16 protein-coding genes, 1 tRNA gene and 1 riboswitch are annotated in these 19,151 nt (G+C 57.1%); of the genes, 6 read left to right on the top strand and 11 right to left on the bottom strand.

Annotated elements, in window-relative coordinates; translation table 11 throughout:
• Window positions 1-252: 252 nt before the first annotated feature.
• A complete protein-coding gene (locus LF252_RS12690; protein ID WP_226269965.1) occupies window positions 253-1,305 on the bottom strand; it encodes a class I fructose-bisphosphate aldolase in 1,053 nt (350 codons plus the stop codon).
• 163 nt (window positions 1,306-1,468) lie between these two features.
• Here LF252_RS12690 and LF252_RS12695 point away from each other — a divergent pair, with 163 nt between their 5' ends.
• Window positions 1,469-2,476, top strand: coding sequence for an OmpA/MotB family protein (locus LF252_RS12695; protein ID WP_226269966.1), 1,008 nt, complete (start codon window positions 1,469-1,471; stop codon window positions 2,474-2,476).
• Window positions 2,477-2,529: 53 nt separating this feature from the next.
• Window positions 2,530-3,978 (top strand): hypothetical protein, encoded by a 1,449-nt coding sequence (locus LF252_RS12700; protein ID WP_226269967.1) that lies wholly within the window; start codon window positions 2,530-2,532, stop codon window positions 3,976-3,978.
• A gap of 83 nt (window positions 3,979-4,061) precedes the next feature.
• Here the strand turns inward: LF252_RS12700 and LF252_RS12705 are convergent, their stop codons facing one another.
• From LF252_RS12705 to LF252_RS12715, 3 genes are all read right to left on the bottom strand, one after another.
• Window positions 4,062-6,806: a TonB-dependent receptor gene (locus tag LF252_RS12705; protein WP_226269968.1), complete on the bottom strand. Its 2,745-nt coding sequence runs from the start codon at window positions 6,804-6,806 to the stop codon at window positions 4,062-4,064.
• A gap of 631 nt (window positions 6,807-7,437) precedes the next feature.
• The gene (locus tag LF252_RS12710) at window positions 7,438-8,154 is read right to left on the bottom strand and encodes an SGNH/GDSL hydrolase family protein (RefSeq protein WP_226269969.1); all 717 of its coding nucleotides are present in this window, start codon (window positions 8,152-8,154) and stop codon (window positions 7,438-7,440) included.
• A gap of 140 nt (window positions 8,155-8,294) precedes the next feature.
• On the bottom strand, window positions 8,295-9,434 hold the full coding sequence (locus LF252_RS12715; RefSeq protein WP_226269970.1) for a cystathionine gamma-synthase: 1,140 nt from the start codon (window positions 9,432-9,434) through the stop codon (window positions 8,295-8,297).
• A gap of 211 nt (window positions 9,435-9,645) precedes the next feature.
• On the opposite strand from LF252_RS12715, the gene LF252_RS12720 reads away from it, so the two are divergent.
• From LF252_RS12720 to LF252_RS12735, 4 genes are all read left to right on the top strand, one after another.
• Complete coding sequence (locus tag LF252_RS12720; protein ID WP_226269971.1) at window positions 9,646-10,581, top strand: DUF2167 domain-containing protein; 936 nt, start codon at window positions 9,646-9,648, stop codon at window positions 10,579-10,581.
• A gap of 70 nt (window positions 10,582-10,651) precedes the next feature.
• On the top strand, window positions 10,652-11,377 hold the full coding sequence (locus LF252_RS12725; protein WP_226269972.1) for a TVP38/TMEM64 family protein: 726 nt from the start codon (window positions 10,652-10,654) through the stop codon (window positions 11,375-11,377).
• Between the two features lie 129 nt (window positions 11,378-11,506).
• Window positions 11,507-11,580 (top strand) — tRNA-Arg (locus LF252_RS12730).
• Between the two features lie 107 nt (window positions 11,581-11,687).
• Window positions 11,688-11,882, top strand: a complete 195-nt coding sequence (locus tag LF252_RS12735; protein WP_226269973.1) for a hypothetical protein — start codon at window positions 11,688-11,690, stop codon at window positions 11,880-11,882.
• 78 nt (window positions 11,883-11,960) lie between these two features.
• Here the strand turns inward: LF252_RS12735 and LF252_RS12740 are convergent, their stop codons facing one another.
• The 7 genes from LF252_RS12740 to LF252_RS12770 form a co-directional block, all read right to left on the bottom strand.
• Window positions 11,961-12,257, bottom strand: coding sequence for a hypothetical protein (locus LF252_RS12740; protein ID WP_226269974.1), 297 nt, complete (start codon window positions 12,255-12,257; stop codon window positions 11,961-11,963).
• Window positions 12,258-12,675: 418 nt separating this feature from the next.
• Window positions 12,676-12,930, bottom strand: coding sequence for a hypothetical protein (locus LF252_RS12745; RefSeq protein WP_226269975.1), 255 nt, complete (start codon window positions 12,928-12,930; stop codon window positions 12,676-12,678).
• A 441-nt stretch (window positions 12,931-13,371) separates the two neighbouring features.
• On the bottom strand, window positions 13,372-13,695 hold the full coding sequence (locus tag LF252_RS12750) for a recombinase family protein (protein ID WP_226269976.1): 324 nt from the start codon (window positions 13,693-13,695) through the stop codon (window positions 13,372-13,374).
• Window positions 13,692-14,384, bottom strand: a complete 693-nt coding sequence (locus LF252_RS12755) for a hypothetical protein (RefSeq protein ID WP_226269977.1) — start codon at window positions 14,382-14,384, stop codon at window positions 13,692-13,694. Before LF252_RS12755 ends, LF252_RS12750 begins: the two co-directional genes overlap by 4 nt.
• A gap of 354 nt (window positions 14,385-14,738) precedes the next feature.
• Window positions 14,739-15,878: a TlpA disulfide reductase family protein gene (locus LF252_RS12760; protein ID WP_226269978.1), complete on the bottom strand. Its 1,140-nt coding sequence runs from the start codon at window positions 15,876-15,878 to the stop codon at window positions 14,739-14,741.
• Between the two features lie 94 nt (window positions 15,879-15,972).
• Entirely contained in the window at window positions 15,973-17,142 is a 1,170-nt protein-coding gene (locus tag LF252_RS12765) for an LLM class flavin-dependent oxidoreductase (RefSeq protein WP_226269979.1), read from the bottom strand.
• A gap of 66 nt (window positions 17,143-17,208) precedes the next feature.
• Window positions 17,209-18,528 (bottom strand): APC family permease, encoded by a 1,320-nt coding sequence (locus LF252_RS12770; protein WP_226269980.1) that lies wholly within the window; start codon window positions 18,526-18,528, stop codon window positions 17,209-17,211.
• A 381-nt stretch (window positions 18,529-18,909) separates the two neighbouring features.
• Window positions 18,910-19,001: riboswitch (SAM riboswitch) on the top strand.
• Window positions 19,002-19,151: the final 150 nt, after the last annotated feature.

Genomic DNA, 19,151 nt, shown 5'->3' on the forward strand with positions numbered 1-19,151 from the left:
TAGTGACAGGGAAATGAGGTGACGAGAGAACAGTTGACGGAGGACAAGGTGGACCGTCATTCCGAGCGAAGTCGAGGAATCTCGCGTGCTGAGGTTGCAATAGTAATTTAAACGAAGCGGTAGAGATGCTTCGGACCCTGGCTTGATGCGCCACATGCTCAGCATGACAGATAGTTTGACAACATCAGCACGCGAGATGCTTCACCTTCGGCTCTGCATGACGTTCTGTTCTGTATTATGTTCCGCTCCGTTCTATGCCAGCGTAATCCGCTCATCCAGGTACACGTCCTGAATGGCGTGCAGCAAATCGACGCCTTCCGTGAAGGGCCGCTGGAAGGCTTTTCGGCCCGAAATAAGGCCCTGCCCACCGGCGCGCTTGTTAATGATGGCCGTGCGGATGGCCGCGTCCCGGTCGCCGGCGCCCAGGCTTTCGCCCCCGGAGTTGATGAGGCCGATGCGGCCCATGTAACAGTTGGCCACTTGGTAGCGCGTCAGGTCGATGGGGTTATCGGTGCTGAGCTGCTCGTACATGGCTGGGTGAGTTTTGCCGAACTTCAGAGTTGAGAAGCCACCGTTGTTTTCCGGGAGTTTCTGCTTGATAATATCGGCCCCGATGGTAACGCCGAGGTGGTTGGCCTGCCCGGTGAGGTCGGCGGCGACGTGAAAGTCTTTACCATCGGTTTTGAAGGCGTTGTTGCGCAGGTAGCACCACAGCACCGTGGCCATGCCCAACTCGTGGGCCCGCTCAAACGCCGCCGATACTTCCTGAATCTGCCGGCCCGACTCCTCGGAGCCAAAGTAGATGGTAGCGCCCACGGCCGTGGCTCCCAGATTCCAGGCTTCCTCCACCGAGCCAAACAGAATCTGGTCGTATTTATTGGGGTAAGTCAGCAGCTCGTTGTGGTTGATTTTGACCAGAAACGGGATTTTGTGGGCGTAGCGCCGGGCCACCGTTCCGAAGGTACCAAACGTGGTAGCCACCGCGTTGCAGCCCCCTTCTACCGCCAGCTTGATGATGTTTTCGGGGTCGAAGTACATGTGGTTGGGCCCAAACGAGGCCCCGGCCGTGTGCTCGATGCCCTGGTCGACGGGCAGAATACTTAGGTAGCCAGTGCCGGCCAGCCGGCCGTGGTTGTAGAGCTGACCCAGGCTGCGCAGCACCTGCGGGGTGCGGTTGCCGGGTACAAAGCACCGGTCCAGAAAGTCGGGGCCAGGCTGGTGCAGCTGCTCTTTGGGGAAGGTATGGCACTGGTAGTCCAGCAATGCGGCCGTTTCGGCGGGCAGGGAGTCGAGGATGGAAGCCATGAGGGAAGACGTTGGAAAAGAATGCGGAACCAGCCGTTTACGTAATGGCCGCCCCGGCAGCTACCGGTAGCACATCCGCCGCCGGGGCCTTACCTTGCCGCCCGGAAGCCGCTACAACCATTTGGTCGGTATTTCCGCTTGTCTCTTCTGATTCTTTTCTGCCGTGAAACACTTTCCCGCTTTTGCTTTCTGCGCGCTGCTGGCCACTTCTGCCCTGCCCGGCTGCGTAGCCTCCAAAAAATACGACGACCTGAAAGCCCGCCAGGCCGCCACCGAACAAGCCAAAACCGAGGCGGAGCAGCAATACCGCAAAGCCGTGACGGAACTGAAAAAATCCTCGGATGAGCTGGCCCAGCTGCGCCTGGAAACCCGCCGTCTGGTAGACGACTCCACCGAAACCGGCCGCAACCTACGCCGCACCCGCCAACTCAACACCCAGCTCACCGACAGCTACGATAAGCTGCTGAAGAACTCCGACCGCGCCATGGCCGATAAATCGGCCGACTACAACAAGGTAGCCAAGGACCTGGCCCGCCGTGAGGCCGAGCTGGGCGAGCTGGATACCAACCTGCGCAAGAGTCGCGCCGACATCGACAAACTCACTGCCGACCTCACGGCCCGGGAAGCCAAGCTGGCCGAGCTGCAAAAAGCCCTGGCGGAGAAAGACCGGGCCGTAGATGCCCTCAAAGCCAGCGTAAGCAACGCCCTGCGCGGCTTCCAGGGCACCGACCTGCAGGTTAAGATGAAGGACGGCAAGGTGTACGTGTCCCTCTCCGAGCAGCTTTTATTCAAATCGGGCTCCACCAAAGTAGACCCCAAAGGCCAGGAGGCACTGAAACAGCTGGCTGCCGTACTCCAGCAGCAACCCGATGTGAACGTGGTAGTGGAAGGCCACACCGACAACGTACCCTTCAGCCGCCCGGCCGGGGCCATGCAGGACAACTGGGACCTGAGCGTGCTGCGCGCCACCGAAATTGCCCGCCTGCTTACCACTGGCGGCGTAGCACCGGAGCGCGTGACGGCCTCGGGCCGCAGCCAGTACGTGCCCGTGGCCTCCAACGACTCGCCCCAGAACAAGGCCCTCAACCGCCGCACCGAAATCATCCTGACGCCCAAACTCAACGAGCTGCTAAAAATTTTGGACAGCAACTCCACGGCAGGCGGGAAGTAGAACATTTTAGCTTTTTATTGATATTACTCAACATAATTAACATCTATCTAGCTATGCAGCACCCTTTTATTCCCCGCCTGATTATCTGCGCTCTATTGCTATGCGGTAGCTTTGCCGCTCATGCCACGCACTACTTGGCTGGTACCATCACCTACCGCCACCTTCCACAGCCCAATCAGTATGAGGTGCAGGTTATTTTGTACACAGATGCTTCGCCCAATGTGGCCGATGAGCCTGAAACGATATTGAATTGCTTGCCGAATCTAGAAGCCGGGTGTGCTACTGCTAAACAGAATGGATTTATCCTGCGCATACCCCGGCAGCGTTCTGAGATAGTAGGCTCTACTCAGTGCGGCTCATCCAATGTCAGGAAGAATTACTACACAGGTGTAGTTACATTACCTCCAAACCGATGGACATTGCTGGTTGACAATGCAAACCGACAAAGCGGCATACTTAACATCATCAATTCGGTAAATACCAGCGGTACTATTTCGGCAACCCTGAACAACTCAAACGGACTGTTCAATAATTCGCCGGAATTCGTTTCCACAAACTTGCTTAATCTAAACGGAACCCAATACCACCAGTTTACGGCAAAAGCGGCGGAGACTGATGGTGATTCAGTTGCTTATGAGTTTGTGACACCCATGCAAGGGTTTACCACCCAGAGTTGCTCTCAGCCAGCCATAGGTTTCGTACAGCCACCGCATTTTCGGCTTGATGCTATTACCGGGGTACTGGAAACAGTACCGTTTACTCTTGTGCAGGGTAGCTTTATAGTAACTATTCAGGCCAATGAATTTCGGCGGCTGAATGGCACCTGGACTAAAATCGGCAGTGTGCAGTATGACGCTCTCTACATAGCCCGGACTGATTTTAGCGCCAATCGAAATCCTCGTTTCACCACACTGCAGCGTGGGAATACCACTCTAGACTTCACGCGGCCCATTCCTGTAAACCCTGGGCAAACCATTGACCTGACCCTCACAGCTACCGACCCTGATGTTGGGCAGCCGCTTCGTTTCAGCAGCTCTGCGCCTTTGCTGTACAGTGCACTGTATCCTTCTACTACCTTTCCCGCTATCCAAAGCATTTCTGCTACGCAGGCGCGCTTTACGTGGCAGGTATCGGCCTCATTGCCGCTGGGCCGCTACACGTTTGCCGTAACAGTAAATGATGATCTATGCCAGCAGGTTGGTCGAGAAATCCGGGCTATTACGTTTGAGGTAACCAACCGTGTAATCACAGGTTCAGTCACAGCTAAAGGGCCGTTACGAAGCGCCTACCCCACTCCATTCCGTGAGCAGGTGCAGTTTTCCTTGGATAAACCCGGCACGCAGCGTATCACGGTATTCGATGGCCTGGGCCGCGCAGTAGCCCACCTTACCAGCCGCCCCGATGGCAGCGTACAGTGGCAACCTACAGCCGCACTGGCACCAAGCCTGTACATAGCCCGCACCGCCGATGGACAGCAGCAGTTCCGGTTGCTGCGCGAGTAACGCTACATCATTAGAAACAAAACGGCCGGCTTCCTGCACAGGAAGCCGGCCGTCTTGTGTTCAGCCGAAAAGCCATCCAGCCGTTAGAACGACACATTTACGCGGCCGAAATAAAAGGCGCCGCTGTAGCCGAACTGGTTGGAGCTATAGGGGAAGCGGCCCCGGTTGGTGGCGTCCAGCGTGGAATAGGTCAGGCTTTGCTCGTTGTTGTTGGGGTCCTGGTAGAGCCGGTCCGGATAGACGTTGAACAGGTTGTTTACCCCGATGCTCACGCCTACATTCTTGATTACCTGAGCGCTGAGCACCAAATCCGTTACCCACTTGGCCGAGAAGGTCTGGTCGATGAAGGACCGGTCGGGGTTGGCATCCTTGGTCTGGATTTCCCCGAAGCGCACGGTGCGCAGGTTCACACTGAAGATTTTGTAGCCGTAGTCGGCACTGAGGTTGATTTTGCTGCGGGGCTGACCGTTTTCGAGGCGGGCCCGCTGGGCGCGGTCAAACAAGGTATTCTGCAGGCTGGGGTTGGCATCAATGAAGGGCGAACTGTTGAAGCTGCGCACCTTCGTTTCATTGAAGTTGGCCGCCGCCGTGAGGGTCAGGCGGCTGTCGGCGCTCAGCTGTAGGCGCTCATTAGCCACTATATCCAGGCCGCGGGTGCGGGTGTTCACGGCGTTGGCGAAAAACTGGATGCCCTGCACCGGCAGCGTGCCCAGAATCTGGTTAACGGCGGCGTTACTACGGTTGAACTGGCTGCTGAGCACAATCCGGTCCCGGATATCAATCTGGTAGGCATCCACCGTCAGGGTAATCGTGCGGAGCACCCGCGCCGTGAGGCCCAGGCTGTAGTTCTTCGATTTTTCCTGCTTCAGGGAGCCAATGCCGAAGGCCCGGGTCAGGGGGTCGTCGTTGTTGGTGGTGAGTACCTCGCGCAATTCCCCACTGGTAAACTGGGTGCTGGAGTTGGTGAAGTAGCGCTGCTGCAAGGACGGGGCCCGGAAGCCGTTGCCGAGGTTGCCGCGCACGGCCAGGTCGGGCAGAATGCTGTAGCGGGCGGCCAGCTTGCCGCTCACGTTGTTGCCGAAATCAGAATACCGCTCGGCCCGGCCGGCCACGCTCACCAGCAGCTTTTCGGTGATGTCGCTTTCCAGATCCACGTAGCCGGCCACGTTAATACGGGTGTGGCTGGCGGCGTCCTGAGGCTTATAGCCGGGGAAGCCTTGGGCCCCGAAAGCGGCGCGGGCCCCGTTTACGGTGCGGGTACCGGCCAGATAAGACCCTTCTTCTCCGGCTTCAATCTCAAACATATCCGTCCGGAACTCACCCCCGAAGGCCACGTTCAGGGTGCTCAGGGTGGGCACGCTGGTAAACTTGCGCGAGAAGCCCAAGTTCACAGTGTTCTGCTGGAAGGTGAGCGTACCGGCATAGAATTCCGTGGGGCTGGTGCCTTGGGGCAAAGAGGCGTTGAGCGTGTTCGTGACGTCGTAGCGCAGGCTGTTGCGGCCGTAGGTGTTGCTCAAATCAGCCGCGAAGCCCAGCACCGTGCCCCGCAGGCCCATAATCAGCGAAGCATCATCCACGATGCTGTTGATAAAGGGCAGGTAGCCATTCGGATAAATCGTCAGGTCGCTCTGGGTGGCCTGGTTGGGTAAGCGGTACAGGGCCCCGGCCCGGCCGGTGCGGCGCGTGAGGCCGCCCGCCACGTACGCTTCCATGTTGAGGGCGGGTGCTACCGTGTAGGCGGCATTCACGAAGCCCCCGTAGGTGCGCACGTCGGAGCTGCCCACCCGAATGTCGCGGCGGTTGAAGCCCCGCTCCGCTACCAAGGCATCATCATGAGCTTTCAGGTCGCGCTTCTGCTGATCGGAGAGGCCGCTGGGATAGTTGCCGTTGCTGCCCAAGTAAATCAGCGGGGCCGTATCGGGGCGGCTGCGGTCCAGGTAGCTGCGGTTGCTGAACTGTCCGCTCACATTCACAAAGCCCCGGCGGCCCAGCCCGAAACCGGCGTTGGCATCGGCCTGAAACAGCTCTCCGTCGCCTTCCACCGTCTGGCCCACGGTGCTGCTGGCCTGCACACCAGTGGTATCGTCCTTGAGCTGGATGTTGATGACGCCGGCAATGGCATCGGAGCCGTACTGGGCGGCCGCGCCCTCGCGCAGCACCTCAATGCGCTTGATGGCGGCCGGCGGAATGACGTTCATATCCGTACCCACCGAGCCGCGGCCGGGCGTACCATTGATGTTTACCAGGGCCGAAGTGTGGCGGCGCTTGCCGTTTACCAGCACCAGCACCTGGTCGGGGCCCAGGCCGCGCAGGGTGGCGGGGTCCACGAAGTCGGTGCCGTCGGTTACGGTCTGGCGCGTGCTCTGGAACGATGGGGCAATGTAGGTAAGAATCTGGGTGACGTCCGTTTGAGCGTAGGCCTTGATTTCTCGGGCCGAAATAACATCGACGGGCGAAGTAGTTAGGATGTTGGAGCGGCCCTCCGTGGCTCGGGAGCCGGTTACCACTACTTCGTTCAGAGCCGTTTCATTGTCCTGCAGGCGTACATCCAGGCTGGTGCGGCCATTGAGAGGTAGTTGCTGGGTGGTAGCCCCAATAGCGGAGAAAACCAGCGTGGCGGTGGGCGAAACTTCCAGGCGGTACCGACCGTCGGCGTCGGTGCTGGTGCCGTTGCTGGTGCCGCGCTCCAGCACCGTTACGCCGGGCTGGCCCTCACCAGCGGCATTGGTCACGCGCCCCGATACGCCCACTTGTTGGGCAACGGCAGTAAAGCTGGTCAACGACAACGCCGTTACCAGCCCCAAACGAGGGGAGAATAGGTGTTTCATCACAAGAAGAAAAAAAAGAAATTCTTGCCGCCCCGGCCAGCCATGCGGGGCCCGGAGGCAAAGTCAAACAACAGCAACCAACACGCCAGCTAGATCCGCTTCCTGCAACAGGAAAGCCGATTACCGGTTAGCAACCACGGGTCAGCAACACGAAAGGGAGGTTTTTTCTACGCGCCTTTCAGGCGGCATACGCACCACGCCGGTACCCGGCCGGTAGCGTTCAGCTCAGAAAAAGCAGGATGCGGTGAAAACGGCCCGAATAGCACAATCCGGCCAAGACAACTCTCAACAACAGCAACAGCACCCCGCTCCTACCCCAAAAACGAGGTGAGCAGAGGTGGCAGAGGACAAGCGGGCTGTTATCAACCGGCTTTCCTGCAAAGCAAGGGCGGCTGAGAGGTAATTTTTCACGCGACAAAACTAAAAACGTCCCCGAAGCCGGCAGCTTTCGGGTCAGGTGCGTGTACTACAGGTGGCGGCAGATTTTGTTTGCCATTCCAGCTATTTTACCGTCTTCGGCCCGAGGGCAGACCTGTTTCATACGGAAAAACAATCAGAATATTTAGCCAACTACCCCCTGATTTACAGCATAATATGCTTGACCCAGCTTGCCGCTGAGTTACCAAACTTTTTATTTCACCAGCTCCCGCACCACGGGCAGCGCGCGGGTAGCCCACTGGCGCATATGCAGGCCCGAGTAATGCAGCCCATCCGGGGCAAACTGGGTGGGGTCGAAGTTGGTGTTACGGGTCAGGTCGGTAATGTCCACGAACTCCACCGTCACTTTCGAGCATTCCTCGCGGGCTACGGCGTTGAACTGGTCAATTTCCTGACTAATGCGGGCCTGGGGGTAGCCCCGACCGGCCGGAGTCTGCCCCCAGTCGGGAATGGACAGGACAAACACGCGCCGGGGCCGGCCCCCAGCAAACTGAATGGCGGTTTGCAGCAGTTGCCGAAACTCGGTACGGTACGTATCCAGCGGCAAGCTACGGTACTGATTGTTCACGCCTATCATCAACGACACCAGCCCGTAGGTTTTCTGCACATTGGCCGCCGCAATGGCCTGCTGCAGCTCCCCGGTCGTCCAGCCGGTTTGGGCAATAATGTCGGGGGTTTGCACACCTTCAGCCTGGGCCAGCTGCGCCAGTTGCACACCCCACCGGTCGGAGGCCGGCACACTCTGCCCAATGGTGTAGGAGTCGCCCAGGGCCAAGTAGCTTACCGGATTGGCCGGGGTGGTAGGCACCGGGGCGGGCGTAACCGGATTGGGCGCGGGCGCGGAGGTTGGCTCCGTACAGCCTAGCAACACCAATAGCAGCAGCCAGACACAACGAAAATGAAACAGCATTAGCAGTAATTTAACCCTGGCACATACGGCTGGCCGCCCCAAGCAGATTGCCTGGTTTCAGCCGCATGCTACCAACGCAAAACGCCCCCAAAACTGTTCGTTTCGGGGGCGCCTGGCAATTACCAGCATAAGCCAGCTAGCTAGCCAATGGCTTGCTTCAGATCTTCAATAAGGTCCTCCACATCCTCAATGCCCACGCTCAGGCGAATCAGCGAGTCGGACAAGCCGGCTTTGCGCCGCTCCTCAGCCGGGATGCTGGCGTGCGTCATGGTAGCGGGGTGGCCCGAGAGGCTTTCCACGCCGCCCAGGCTTTCGGCCAGGGAAAACAGCTGAAACTTTTCCAGGCAGGCCACGGCGTCCTCTTTCCGGTCGCCTTTCAGCACGAAGGAAATCATGCCACCAAAGTCACGCATTTGCTGGGCCGCTACGGCGTGGTTGGGGTGGTCCTGGAAACCGGGCCAGTACACTTTCTCCACTTTGGGGTGGGCCTTGAGGTACTCGGCTACTTTGCGGCCGTTTTCGCAGTGGCGCTGCATGCGCACGTGCAGGGTTTTGAGGCCGCGTAGCACTAGGAAGCAGTCTTGGGGACCGGGCGTACCACCGCAGGCATTCTGGTAGAAGCTCAGGCGCTGGTGCAGCTCGTCGTCGTTTACCACCACGGCACCCATTACGGTATCGGAGTGGCCGGCCATGTACTTGGTCAGTGAGTACATCACCATATCGGCGCCCAGCTCCAGCGGCGTCTGCAGGTAAGGCGTGCTGAAGGTATTATCCACTACCAGCAGGGCACCTGCTTTCTTGGCCACAGCCGAGGCAGCGGCAATATCAATGATGTTGAGCAGCGGGTTGGTAGGTGTTTCCACCCAAATCAGCTTGGTACGCTCTGTTACGGCGGCTTCCACGGCCGTCATGTCGTGCATGGGCACAAAGTGAAATTTGATGCCGTAGGTGGCGTACACCTTCGTGAACAGGCGGTAGGAGCCCCCGTACAGGTCGTTGGTGCTGATTACCTCGTCGCCGGGTTGCAGCAGCTTCACAATGCAGTCGATGGCCGCCATACCGGAAGCAAACGCCAGCCCGTGCTTGCCGTTATCGAGGGCCGCCAGGGCGTCCTGCAGCTGGGTGCGGGTGGGGTTGTGCGTGCGGGAGTATTCGAAGCCGTTATGGTCGCCAGGCGAGCGTTGCACGTAGGTTGAGGTCTGGTAGATGGGCGTCATAATGGCCCCGGTTTCGGGGTCGGGGCGCACGCCAGCGTGAATGGCTTTGGTTCCGAATTTCATATCGTAGGGCGTTGAGTACGGGCTGGATGGATGCCCGGCGGGCAAAGGTAGGAGGCTTTCCCGAGAGCCGCACAGCCAAACTGCACCTTGGCATCAGCACGGGAACTTCCTGTGTTTTTCCTGGAAAGCCACCGTGTTGGCTTGGACAGCAGTAGTGCCTCCAAGTATCTTTCGATGTACAATTTATCCATAACCTTTATCCCGTAGCAGCTTGAAAAAACTACTACTCCTAGCCACCTTGTTGGTGGCCCACCTCAGCTCCCAGGCCACTCCTACCCTGCCCACAGCCGCCGACTCGGCTGCCCGGCAAAAAGCGGTAGTGGATTCCATCAACGCAACGTTTCACTACCAGACTGGCCTGGTGAAGCTACCCGAAAGTCTGGGCGACCTGACGGTGCCCAGGGGTTTCCGCTACCTCGATGCCGACCAGAGCAAGCGTCTGCTAACCCAGATTTGGGGTAACCCCGATGGGGAGTCGCTGGGCATGCTGTTCCCGGCCGACCGTGGCCCCCTGAGCGATAATAACTGGGCTTTCGTGCTGCAGTACGAAGGCATGGGCTATGTGAAGGACGACGATGCGGCCGACATCAATTACGATGACCTGCTGAAGGAAATGCAGGAAGACACGGAGGAAAGCAATAAGGAGCGTATTGAAGCCGGCTATGAGCCGGTAATGCTGGTAGGCTGGGCTGCCAAGCCCTACTACGACAAAGGCCTGAACGTGCTGCACTGGGCCAAAGAGCTACGATTTGGCCGCGAAGAAATCAGCACGCTCAACTACAATGTGCGCCTGCTGGGCCGGAAGGGCGTGCTCAATTTGAACGCCGTTGGCACGCCAAGCCAGCTCCCGGAAATCAAAAGTACCATCCCGGCCGTGATTCAGAGCGTAGCCTTTGCCAAAGGCCTGCGTTACGCCGATTTCAACCCCGACCTCGACGATGTAGCGGCCTACGGCATTGGCGGGCTGGTTGCCGGCAAAGTACTCGCCAAGGTGGGCTTCTTCGCCTTGGTGCTGAAATTCTGGAAAGTTCTGTTGGCCCTGGTAGCCGGTGCCTGGACAGCCATCCGGCGCTTTTTCGGCGGCCGCACCCCCGACGAAAAAGGGCAGCCTGCCCTGGAAGGGCCTTCTCCGGAGCCGGAAGCGTAGCCTTACGCCCCATCATTACGTTCATACCTTCGGGCCGGCCTGCCAATGCCGGCCCGTTTGTTTGCTGCCTATGTCCTTTTTCAAAGAGCTTCTTTCTCAGAATAAGTCCACCCTGGTTTCACTAGTATTACTCACCGTGCTGCCACTGGCCGGCGACAGTGTACTAGCCTGGACCCTACACGAAAATCAACAATGGCTGGTGCATCCTTCTGCTTGGCAGATGCTGCTTTACTTCGTGGTAGTGGCCTGCACCATGACGCTTTCTCTCACGCATACTACCGTGGTGGTGCTGGTAACCGCCTTTTTCTTCGGCTGGCCGGGGTTCATTGGCATGCTGCTTACTTACATGCTGGCGGCTTACGGGGGCTACCTCATTGCCCACTCTTTAGACCAAGGCAAGCTGATTAGCTTGCTGGAGCGGTTTCCGAAGGCCCACGCCATTATGCACGAGCTACGCCGTGACAGTTGGCGGCTAGTACTGCTGACGCGCCTTTCGCCAGTGTTGCCGTTTGCCCTCATCACCTTTATTCTCACGGTGGTAGGTGTACCCAAACGGCAATTTCTCACGGCCTCAGTAGTGGGTATGCTGCCCCGCACCCTGTTTTTTTACTGGCTGGGTACCAAAGCGCAGGATGTGTTGCAGTTGATTCAGGACCCTGATACGGGCACGGCGGGGAAGGTACTGGTAGTCGTCCTGATGGCAGTGTCACTGTTTGGGCTATACTTCCTATTTACCCAAGCTTTGAAACGAGTTTTGGCGCAAGGAGCCGAAAAAGAGGAAAAAAATTTCAACTGAATTTCAGCATCTTGCAGTCTTTCGCTCGGCATTTAAGCAGTTTTTTTCACCACCAGCTTGCACCGCCCGGTTTTTACCCTCTATCTTTGCACAACCAAAACGGAGAAACGCTCCCGAAATGGTAAAAATGGTTGCGTAGCTCAATTGGATAGAGCATCTGACTACGAATCAGAAGGTTTGGGGTTCGACTCCCTACGTGACCACTACACACCTGCAAAACCCCGATTTCAGCTTGAAATCGGGGTTTTGTGTTTTCAGTGTGTGACGTAGTGTGTGAAATACTATTTGCCTGCCCTCTCTCCTACCCTCAATGAGCTACCCATACTGGTTCGAGAAAGGCGCTCTGGTGGTGATGCCCGGACGCAAGAAAGTATTCACCGTTCTGTGGCGTGGTCTGGTGCCGCAACCCGATGGCTACTCCGCTGCCGTGTACCAGCTGGATGATGGGCACTGGGATTGCTACTACCAGGATGAGCTGCGCACGTTTGGCCAGCCGGCCTTTTAACCGAAACGGTAACCAGTGGCTGCTATCTACGACCAACTACTTGTTGTGCTGCGCTTGATGATAGCAGACTACTCACTACTAGAGAAAAGCCGACAGGTCCACCGAGTCAGCATAGGCGATGAGCAGTGCTTTATCCTGGAACGCTTTGCAGTGGTAGTACACCTGTACAATTCTATCGTAGCTCACTTCCACAAAAAAATCCTTCATGAGATACAACTGAATCTCGGTATTTAGCGGCCCAGTACGAGCGCCTAAATAGGTGCCTTCTAGCAGCGTAAGCTCAATCTGTGCAGCCAGAGGCAGGAATCGAAACAGATGAAACGGGAGAACACCCATGCTGCAAAGCCGCTCCGTGGACATGAAACGGTGCTGCATCCTTAAAGATACCGGTTATTATCTAGCTATATTTCTATATAAAACCTATGCTTTAGGGACTGCCGATTGTGAAAAGGCGTTGGGTGTCCCGCAATACCATAATTAGCTCTGTATGCAGGTACCCACCTGCGTGTTGTAACCACAAAATTCAGGGTAAATGTGGGATAGATTCCGTATTTATTCACCACAGAATCGGGTGCCTCCTTGCGTATAGCCCGGTATGTTGACACGAGAAGGACGAAGCAGATATGTGCGCATGGCGCTTACACTTACAAAGGGGACGCCCCTGGCCCCAGATGCATACGAGCGTCATCTATTAGAACAGTATGTACGTGGCCAGCTCTCGATAGAAGAAGTGGAGGTGTCGTTACTGCTACGTCAGGTGTATGGCATCAAAGGCATTGAGGCCAGCCAAAGGCTACAACTCAGGTAAAGCAATCAGGTGGGTGTAGGCCTCCAACTGCGAGGCGCTACGAAAGCTGCGGCAGTTGTGCAGCACGTTCATCTCGGCATCGTAGTAGAGCTCGGCAAAGAAGTCGCCCAGGTGGTAGAGATTGATGTAGTCGCCTTTCCCGCCCAAGCGGTTGCAGAGGAAGGTGCCCTCGAATACCACAATGCCGATTTGCGTCTGTACTGGCAGTAGGTTGAAGGCGTAGAAGCTAGGGATGGGCATAAACGAAGAAACGAAAAAGCCCCGGCATACGTCGGGGCTTTTTTGACAGAAAATATGACAGCCTAACCCGGCCGCGCCCAACTGGGCAACCAGCTCCACCCACAGGCTTTACCTCGCAGCAACCAACCACCTACCACCCCTCCACAGATGAGGAGGGCATACACCCACCACGGGGTGCCTCCTTTCTCAGTGGTAGCCGTAGCGCTGGCATTGGGCGCCGTAGCAGCAGCCCCGCCGCGCTGGCCCGCCTTGGTATTATCGGTGGCCTTAAGCCGCAGCACATGCTCACGCCGGCTATCAGCGTTGGGCGCCCCACCACCTTACCCTTGGCCACGGCCTTGGCCATGCCGGCTTTAGTTCGCTCCCCGAGCCGCACCCGCTCCTACTTGGCAATAGCTTCTAGTATACCAATAATGGCCTCCTTGAACATACCCGTGCTGTCTAGGTACTGCTCGCGGTAAAGGATAGAAATTGTACGCCTGCGGCCGAAAGCTTCTGCAGGTGGTTGAGTATTTCGACGACACCCTCCCGGCTAAAGCGGTCTAAGGCCCAGAATATCACCACGTCGAAGCGGCGCTGGTGCGCGTCTAGGAACAACTGCTGAAACTGCGGCCGATCCGCTTTGCCCCCGCTTTCCTGGTCGGTGTACTCTTGATAGACAGAGTACCCCTTGCGCTCGGCGAAGGCCCGCAGCTCACGCAGCTGGTTCTCGTTGTCCTGGTCTTTGTCGCGGGTACTTACGCGGGCATAGATGGCTACTTTCAAGACTGTAAATCCTTAAGGGCCTCGATCCTGCTGACAACAGCCATTCTAACCATTTTTTCAACTATGCCTTTGCCGTAATAGTGAATAAATGCAGGATGGAGATTAAGGCAACGATCAACAATTACATCGGTTTTTTCCTTCAATCTGTAAAAACTTTCTTTATTCCCTTCCTCAAATTTAACTTCAGACTTAGCCTGATTTACTGCATTAGTAATTGTTCTCTCAAAACCCCATTGGATTGAGGCCATATTCGAAGCACCGAGCATCATCGGGCCAAGCCGTTCAAACTCTTGCAAATTGAATACAGGGGGTGAGACCTCTTTTATCTCATTCCTTAAACTAGAAATTATTGCCTCCTGACGGGCCATTTCCTTTGCTTGCTCCTGGAGTTGCTGCAGTGCCAGTTTCTCCTCTCCTTCAGGCATGCGTTGAATAACTGCATTCACAGCCTCCTGCTTTTCCTCAAAAAGCAACATTTGCTTCTGATACAGCTCAGAATCAAATGTTGCTTTTCCCCCTCCTATGCTCGCTTCTTTCATACGCCCTAGTAGTGCAACAAGCGGCCTTTTGTAAAGGGTAAAAAAAAGCCCTACTAATACCAAGACAACGAAGGGAAATGATATGAACACCTTTAAGTATTCAAGAAAGAGCTTCCAATCGAAAACGTAGGAATAAGTCATAAGGAGCATTTTATCTGAGTTGGCATAAACCTACAAAACCCCGTCTAGAAAGGACTCAGTTTGTGAACACGATTATCTGTCCAGAAAAGGGTATAAAAAACGCCTCAAAAACCGCGTTTTCGGGGGCGTTTTCATGGCCGGTCAGACTGTTCGTAAACCGTCGCTTTTTCGGACAATTACTCGTTTTAAGTAGGCTACTCAGTAAGCAAACAAACCGTCACTTCGGGGACGCCGCGAACTAGAGCGTATTGCTGTGAAAAAGCAGAATGCATATACCTAGTTATGAGGACACCGCAACGCCACGGCTGCTTAACATGGAGGGCAGCCGCGGCATTGCGGTGTGTAGATTATGGTAGAAGCGTTTTAGTTAACCTTGTTCAATAGCTGATTGAGGGTGGTTTGCAGCGCCTCACCGCGCAGGTTAGTGGCCACAATTTTGCCCTGCGGGTCGAGTAGGAAGTTTTGCGGAATGGCTTGCACGCCATACTCCTGGGCTACGGCGTTGTTCCAAAACTTCAGGTCCGAGACGTGCGTCCAGGTCAGCCCATCTTTCTCGATGGCGCGCAGCCACGCTTCGCGCGCACCCTCCCTATCAAGCGACACACCAAGAATGGTGAAGCCTTTGTCTTTGAACTGATTGTACGCCTTTACCACATTAGGATTTTCCTGGCGGCAGGGGCCGCACCAGCTGGCCCAGAAATCGATGAGCACGTATTTGCCGCGCAAGTTGGAGAGCTTAACCGGTACGTTGTCGGGGGTGTTTTGGGTGAAGTCGGGGGCAGTAGCGCCTACAGCTACTTTTTGCAGGCGCTTAATTTGCTCGTCAATACGCTGACCGCGCGGCGAGTTGCGCACGGTGGCGCTCAAGCCCTGGAACAGCGCGGCGTAGGGCCCCACTTCAGGCACCGAGCCGCCGGCATCCTGCAGAACAAACAGGCTGAAGCGCGTATCGGGGTGCGACTTCACGTAGTCAGTCCGAATCTTTTTTTGCTCAGCTTCAATGGGGTCGATCTTGGCTTCGAGCTGCTTGAGATACGCCGCGTCTTTGCGCGTGGCTTCGGGCTGGACCCGGTATTCTGTGATGATGGCCTCGTACCGGTCGTCCAAAGGTTTCAGGGCAGCTGTCAGCTTCGCATTTTCGTCGTTAAGGGACGTGCCGCGTACCACGATGCGCTTGGCCGAATCCGGCGTGGTGACGGTAATAGTGCCTTTTTCCAAATAAAAGAACTGCCGGTTACTATCCTTGGATTTCTTGAACGGCGTGCCGTTGTGGGCGAAGGTGAGCGAGGCGCGGCTTGGCTCGGGTAGCGTGCCCTTGAACTCAAAACGGCCCTTTTTTACCACCGCTGAGTCCGTAGTCCAGACTTTGTTGAGTGAGTAACCCAGGTAAGCCTTTGAAATGCCGGCTTTGGCACCCACGCGGCCTTTCACCACGAAGTTTTCGGCGGGGGCCTGCGCCAGGCCGGGCAGCAACAGCAGTGCGCTGTATAGTAGATTTTTCATGAGAAGTATGAAAAGGAGCGTGAGAAAACACCGCTTGGCAAGCGTAGCTGCTGAAAGCCATGCAGCTACAGCCTTGCAGGCTGGTTGAATATAGCTACTTAAGCGGAGCTGTGGTGAGCGGTGTGACTGGCGTAGTAGCTGGCCGGCGACCCTGCAAATCGGGCATAGACACGTTGGGCAGGCGCGGCAGTACGTAGCGGGCAAAATAGTCGGCCTCGTCGAGCAAAGGGTAGCCCGAAAAGATAAAGGCCCGGAAGCCCATGTCCATGTAGCGGTTAAGCTTTTCCACAATCTGGTCCGGGTTGCCGACGAGGGCCCCACCGGCCCCGGAGCGCGCCTTGCCGATGTCGGTCCAGAGCAGGGGTTCCACGAAGCCTTCCATGTCGGCGTGCTCGCGCAGTTGATTTTGCCGGTGCACCCCCAGCGACCAAGAGTCCTGGGCCCGACTTTTGATTTCAGCTCCTTTCACCGGATCAAATTTCGACATCAGCTTCCGGGCGTAGGCCCGGGCCTCCTCCTCGGTTTCGCGCACGATAACATGGATGCGCAGGCCAAAATCGATCTGGCGGCCGTGGGCAGCGGCGCGGGCGCTCAGATCCTGCATGGTTTCGTAAAGCATTTCCTCAGTTTCGGGCCACATCAGAAACATGTCGCAGTACTCGGCGCACACGGCGCGGGCACCCTCCGAAGTCCCCCCGAAATACAGCAGTGGGCCACCATTCTGCTGGTAGGGCTTGGCCGGGTCCGAGGGCATATCAAACTGGTACAGCTCGCCCCGGTGTACAATGCGTTCCTGGGTCCAGGCCTGACGCAAAATCTGGATGGTTTCGGCGCAGCGCTGGTACCGCAGTTCGGGCACTTCGCGCAGGCCGGGCAAATCGGAGTTGATGATGTTAATGGTGAGCCGGCCCTCCAGCATGTGGTCGAGCGAGGCCAGGGCCCGGGCCAGCATAGGCGGGTGAATCTCGCCGGTACGGATGGCGGTGAGCAGGTTGATGCGCGAGGTCTGCGGGGCCATGCCGGCAGCAAATGTCATGACATCCTGCCCTACAGTATAAGAAGTGGGTAGCAAGATGTTGGAGTACCCTAACTGCTCCGATTTCAGCACGATGTCGCGGCAGTGGGCCCAGGAGCTGCGGTAGGCCCCGTCGAGCACACTTAGGTACTGCGTGTCGCCGCCGCAGAGGTCATCAAACCAGGATATTTCGGCTACCCGCTGCGGAGTACGGATGGGCACGGACGTAATAGGCAGGGAAAGGGACATCGGTGGATGGGGCGTTGGGGAGGAAGGTTGAAAAGCCAGACTGGTATCAGGCACCAAGACATGGGTTCACGAAGTGGCGGACGACCCGGAGGTTGGCCGCTGGCGAAAGGCGGCGTATAGCCCGAGGCCCACCACGGCAGCTAGGGCTACGTCGCGCGCCTCGGTACCCGTGCTACTCAGCAGCAGCCACAGGCACAACGCAATACAGACCACGGCCACCACCCCGCCCCCAGCTACTTGGAACGGGGCCGGCTGGTTGGGAGCACGCCGCCGCAGCACCGGCAGGGCCGCGCAAGTGAGGGCAAAATACGTGAGCCGGATAATAGTGCTTAGTGTAAGCGCATAGATGAACGTGCCAGAAATGGCCAGCACCAACTTCAGCGCCGCCGATACCAGCAAGGCCACGTAAGGGGTCCGGAAGCGTGGGTGCGTGGCCCCAAATACCGCCGGAATTTGCTTCTGTTCGGCCAGGGCAAACAGCAGCCGCGGGCCGGCCAGCATCAGGGCGTTGAGCGTGCCCAAGGCCGTGAGTATAGCGGCTGCCGCTATCAGTGCGGCCCCGGCCGGCCCCATAAACTGGGCGGCGGCCGCGGCCAAGGGTCGCTCAGCCGTGGCTAGGCCCGGCAGCGTACCAATGCACACCACCTGCACCAGCACGAACAGCACTGCTACCGTACCAATGGCCGTAAACAAGGCAAACGGCACAGTGCGCTGGGGCTGTTGAATTTCAGCGGCCGGAATAGCCGCTACATCGAAGCCCGAAAAGGTGAAGATAAGCAGCAGCACCGCCCCAGAGAAGCTGGCCGCAGGAGGCGCGGCGGCAAACGAAAACGACTGCCAGTCCACAAAAAACAGTCCGGCGCCCGTGAATACGCCAAATACCAGCAGCTTACTTACCGTCAGCAAGTTGTTGACGGCCGCTGCCGTGCGCACGCCTATTAAGTTAAGCAGGGTAAGTCCTGTAATCAGCCCGGCCATAAGCAGGGCCCGCCCCGCGCCGTGGCCAACCACCGGCCAGAAGTAAGCTGCGTACTCCACTAGCAGGTTACACAGCGCTGCAAAGCTGGCCAGGCGGGAAATCCACAGCAGCCACCCCACCTCAAACCCGATTAGCGGCCCAAATGCCTTGCGGGCGTACAGGTAGGGCCCGCCGCTGCCCTGGAAGCGGCTACTGACCTCGGCAAAACACAGAACGATGAGCGTGACAACGGCCGCACTGACCCCGTAGGCCCACAGACTGTAGGCCCCCACCAAGGCATATAGCTTGGCCGGCAAGCCCAGAATACCGGCTCCAATAGTGATATTGATGATTAGGGCCACAAAATCCCAGCGGCGGATACCGCGCACCAGGTCCGGCCGCGGGGCGGCATCGGGAGCAGATAGCATGAGCAAGCAGAAAAACGGCGGAAATGCCGGCGGCCCAGTGGGCGCCAGCGCACAGTGACGTTAGGATGTTGCGGGGCAACAACAACAGCAGTGTTTCAGCAGAATTTCGGACAGCATATGCAACGGGAAGCGGCGGCGAAAAGCCCCTCAGTGGGCAGCCGGGCAGTAGTGTAGCCATTTTGAGGCTGGGGGCAAATATAGGCACGAGGGAAAGCCGTGCAAGCTGCGGAACAGGTAAGTTAGTATGTTCTCCCAGCTTTTTGCCACTACTTACACATTGATAAACTGATAGTTACAAGAACATACTGAATACAAAGTTTGGATTTTATAAAAATCCACCAGTACATTTGCACTACCAATTCTTTACCCCACAAAGGATTGTTTTTATACAGAGGCGCGGAGAGACAGGCTCGATGAACCGCCGACAACCCCCGGAACATCCGGAACGGTGCCAAGTCCTGACCATATAAAAACAACAACGCCGTGAAGTCCTTCACCAGCACCCCCAGCAGTACCCGTACCCGCGCATCCGTACAGCATGGATGTTGTGGCCTGATGCGTGGCTCCGTCTGTATGCGGATGGTGGACATGGGCTGCTAAGGCATAAGGTTACCCTTTTTTGC

This window comes from Hymenobacter pini, from assembly GCF_020421205.1.
Classification (GTDB): Bacteria; Bacteroidota; Bacteroidia; order Cytophagales; family Hymenobacteraceae; genus Hymenobacter; species Hymenobacter pini.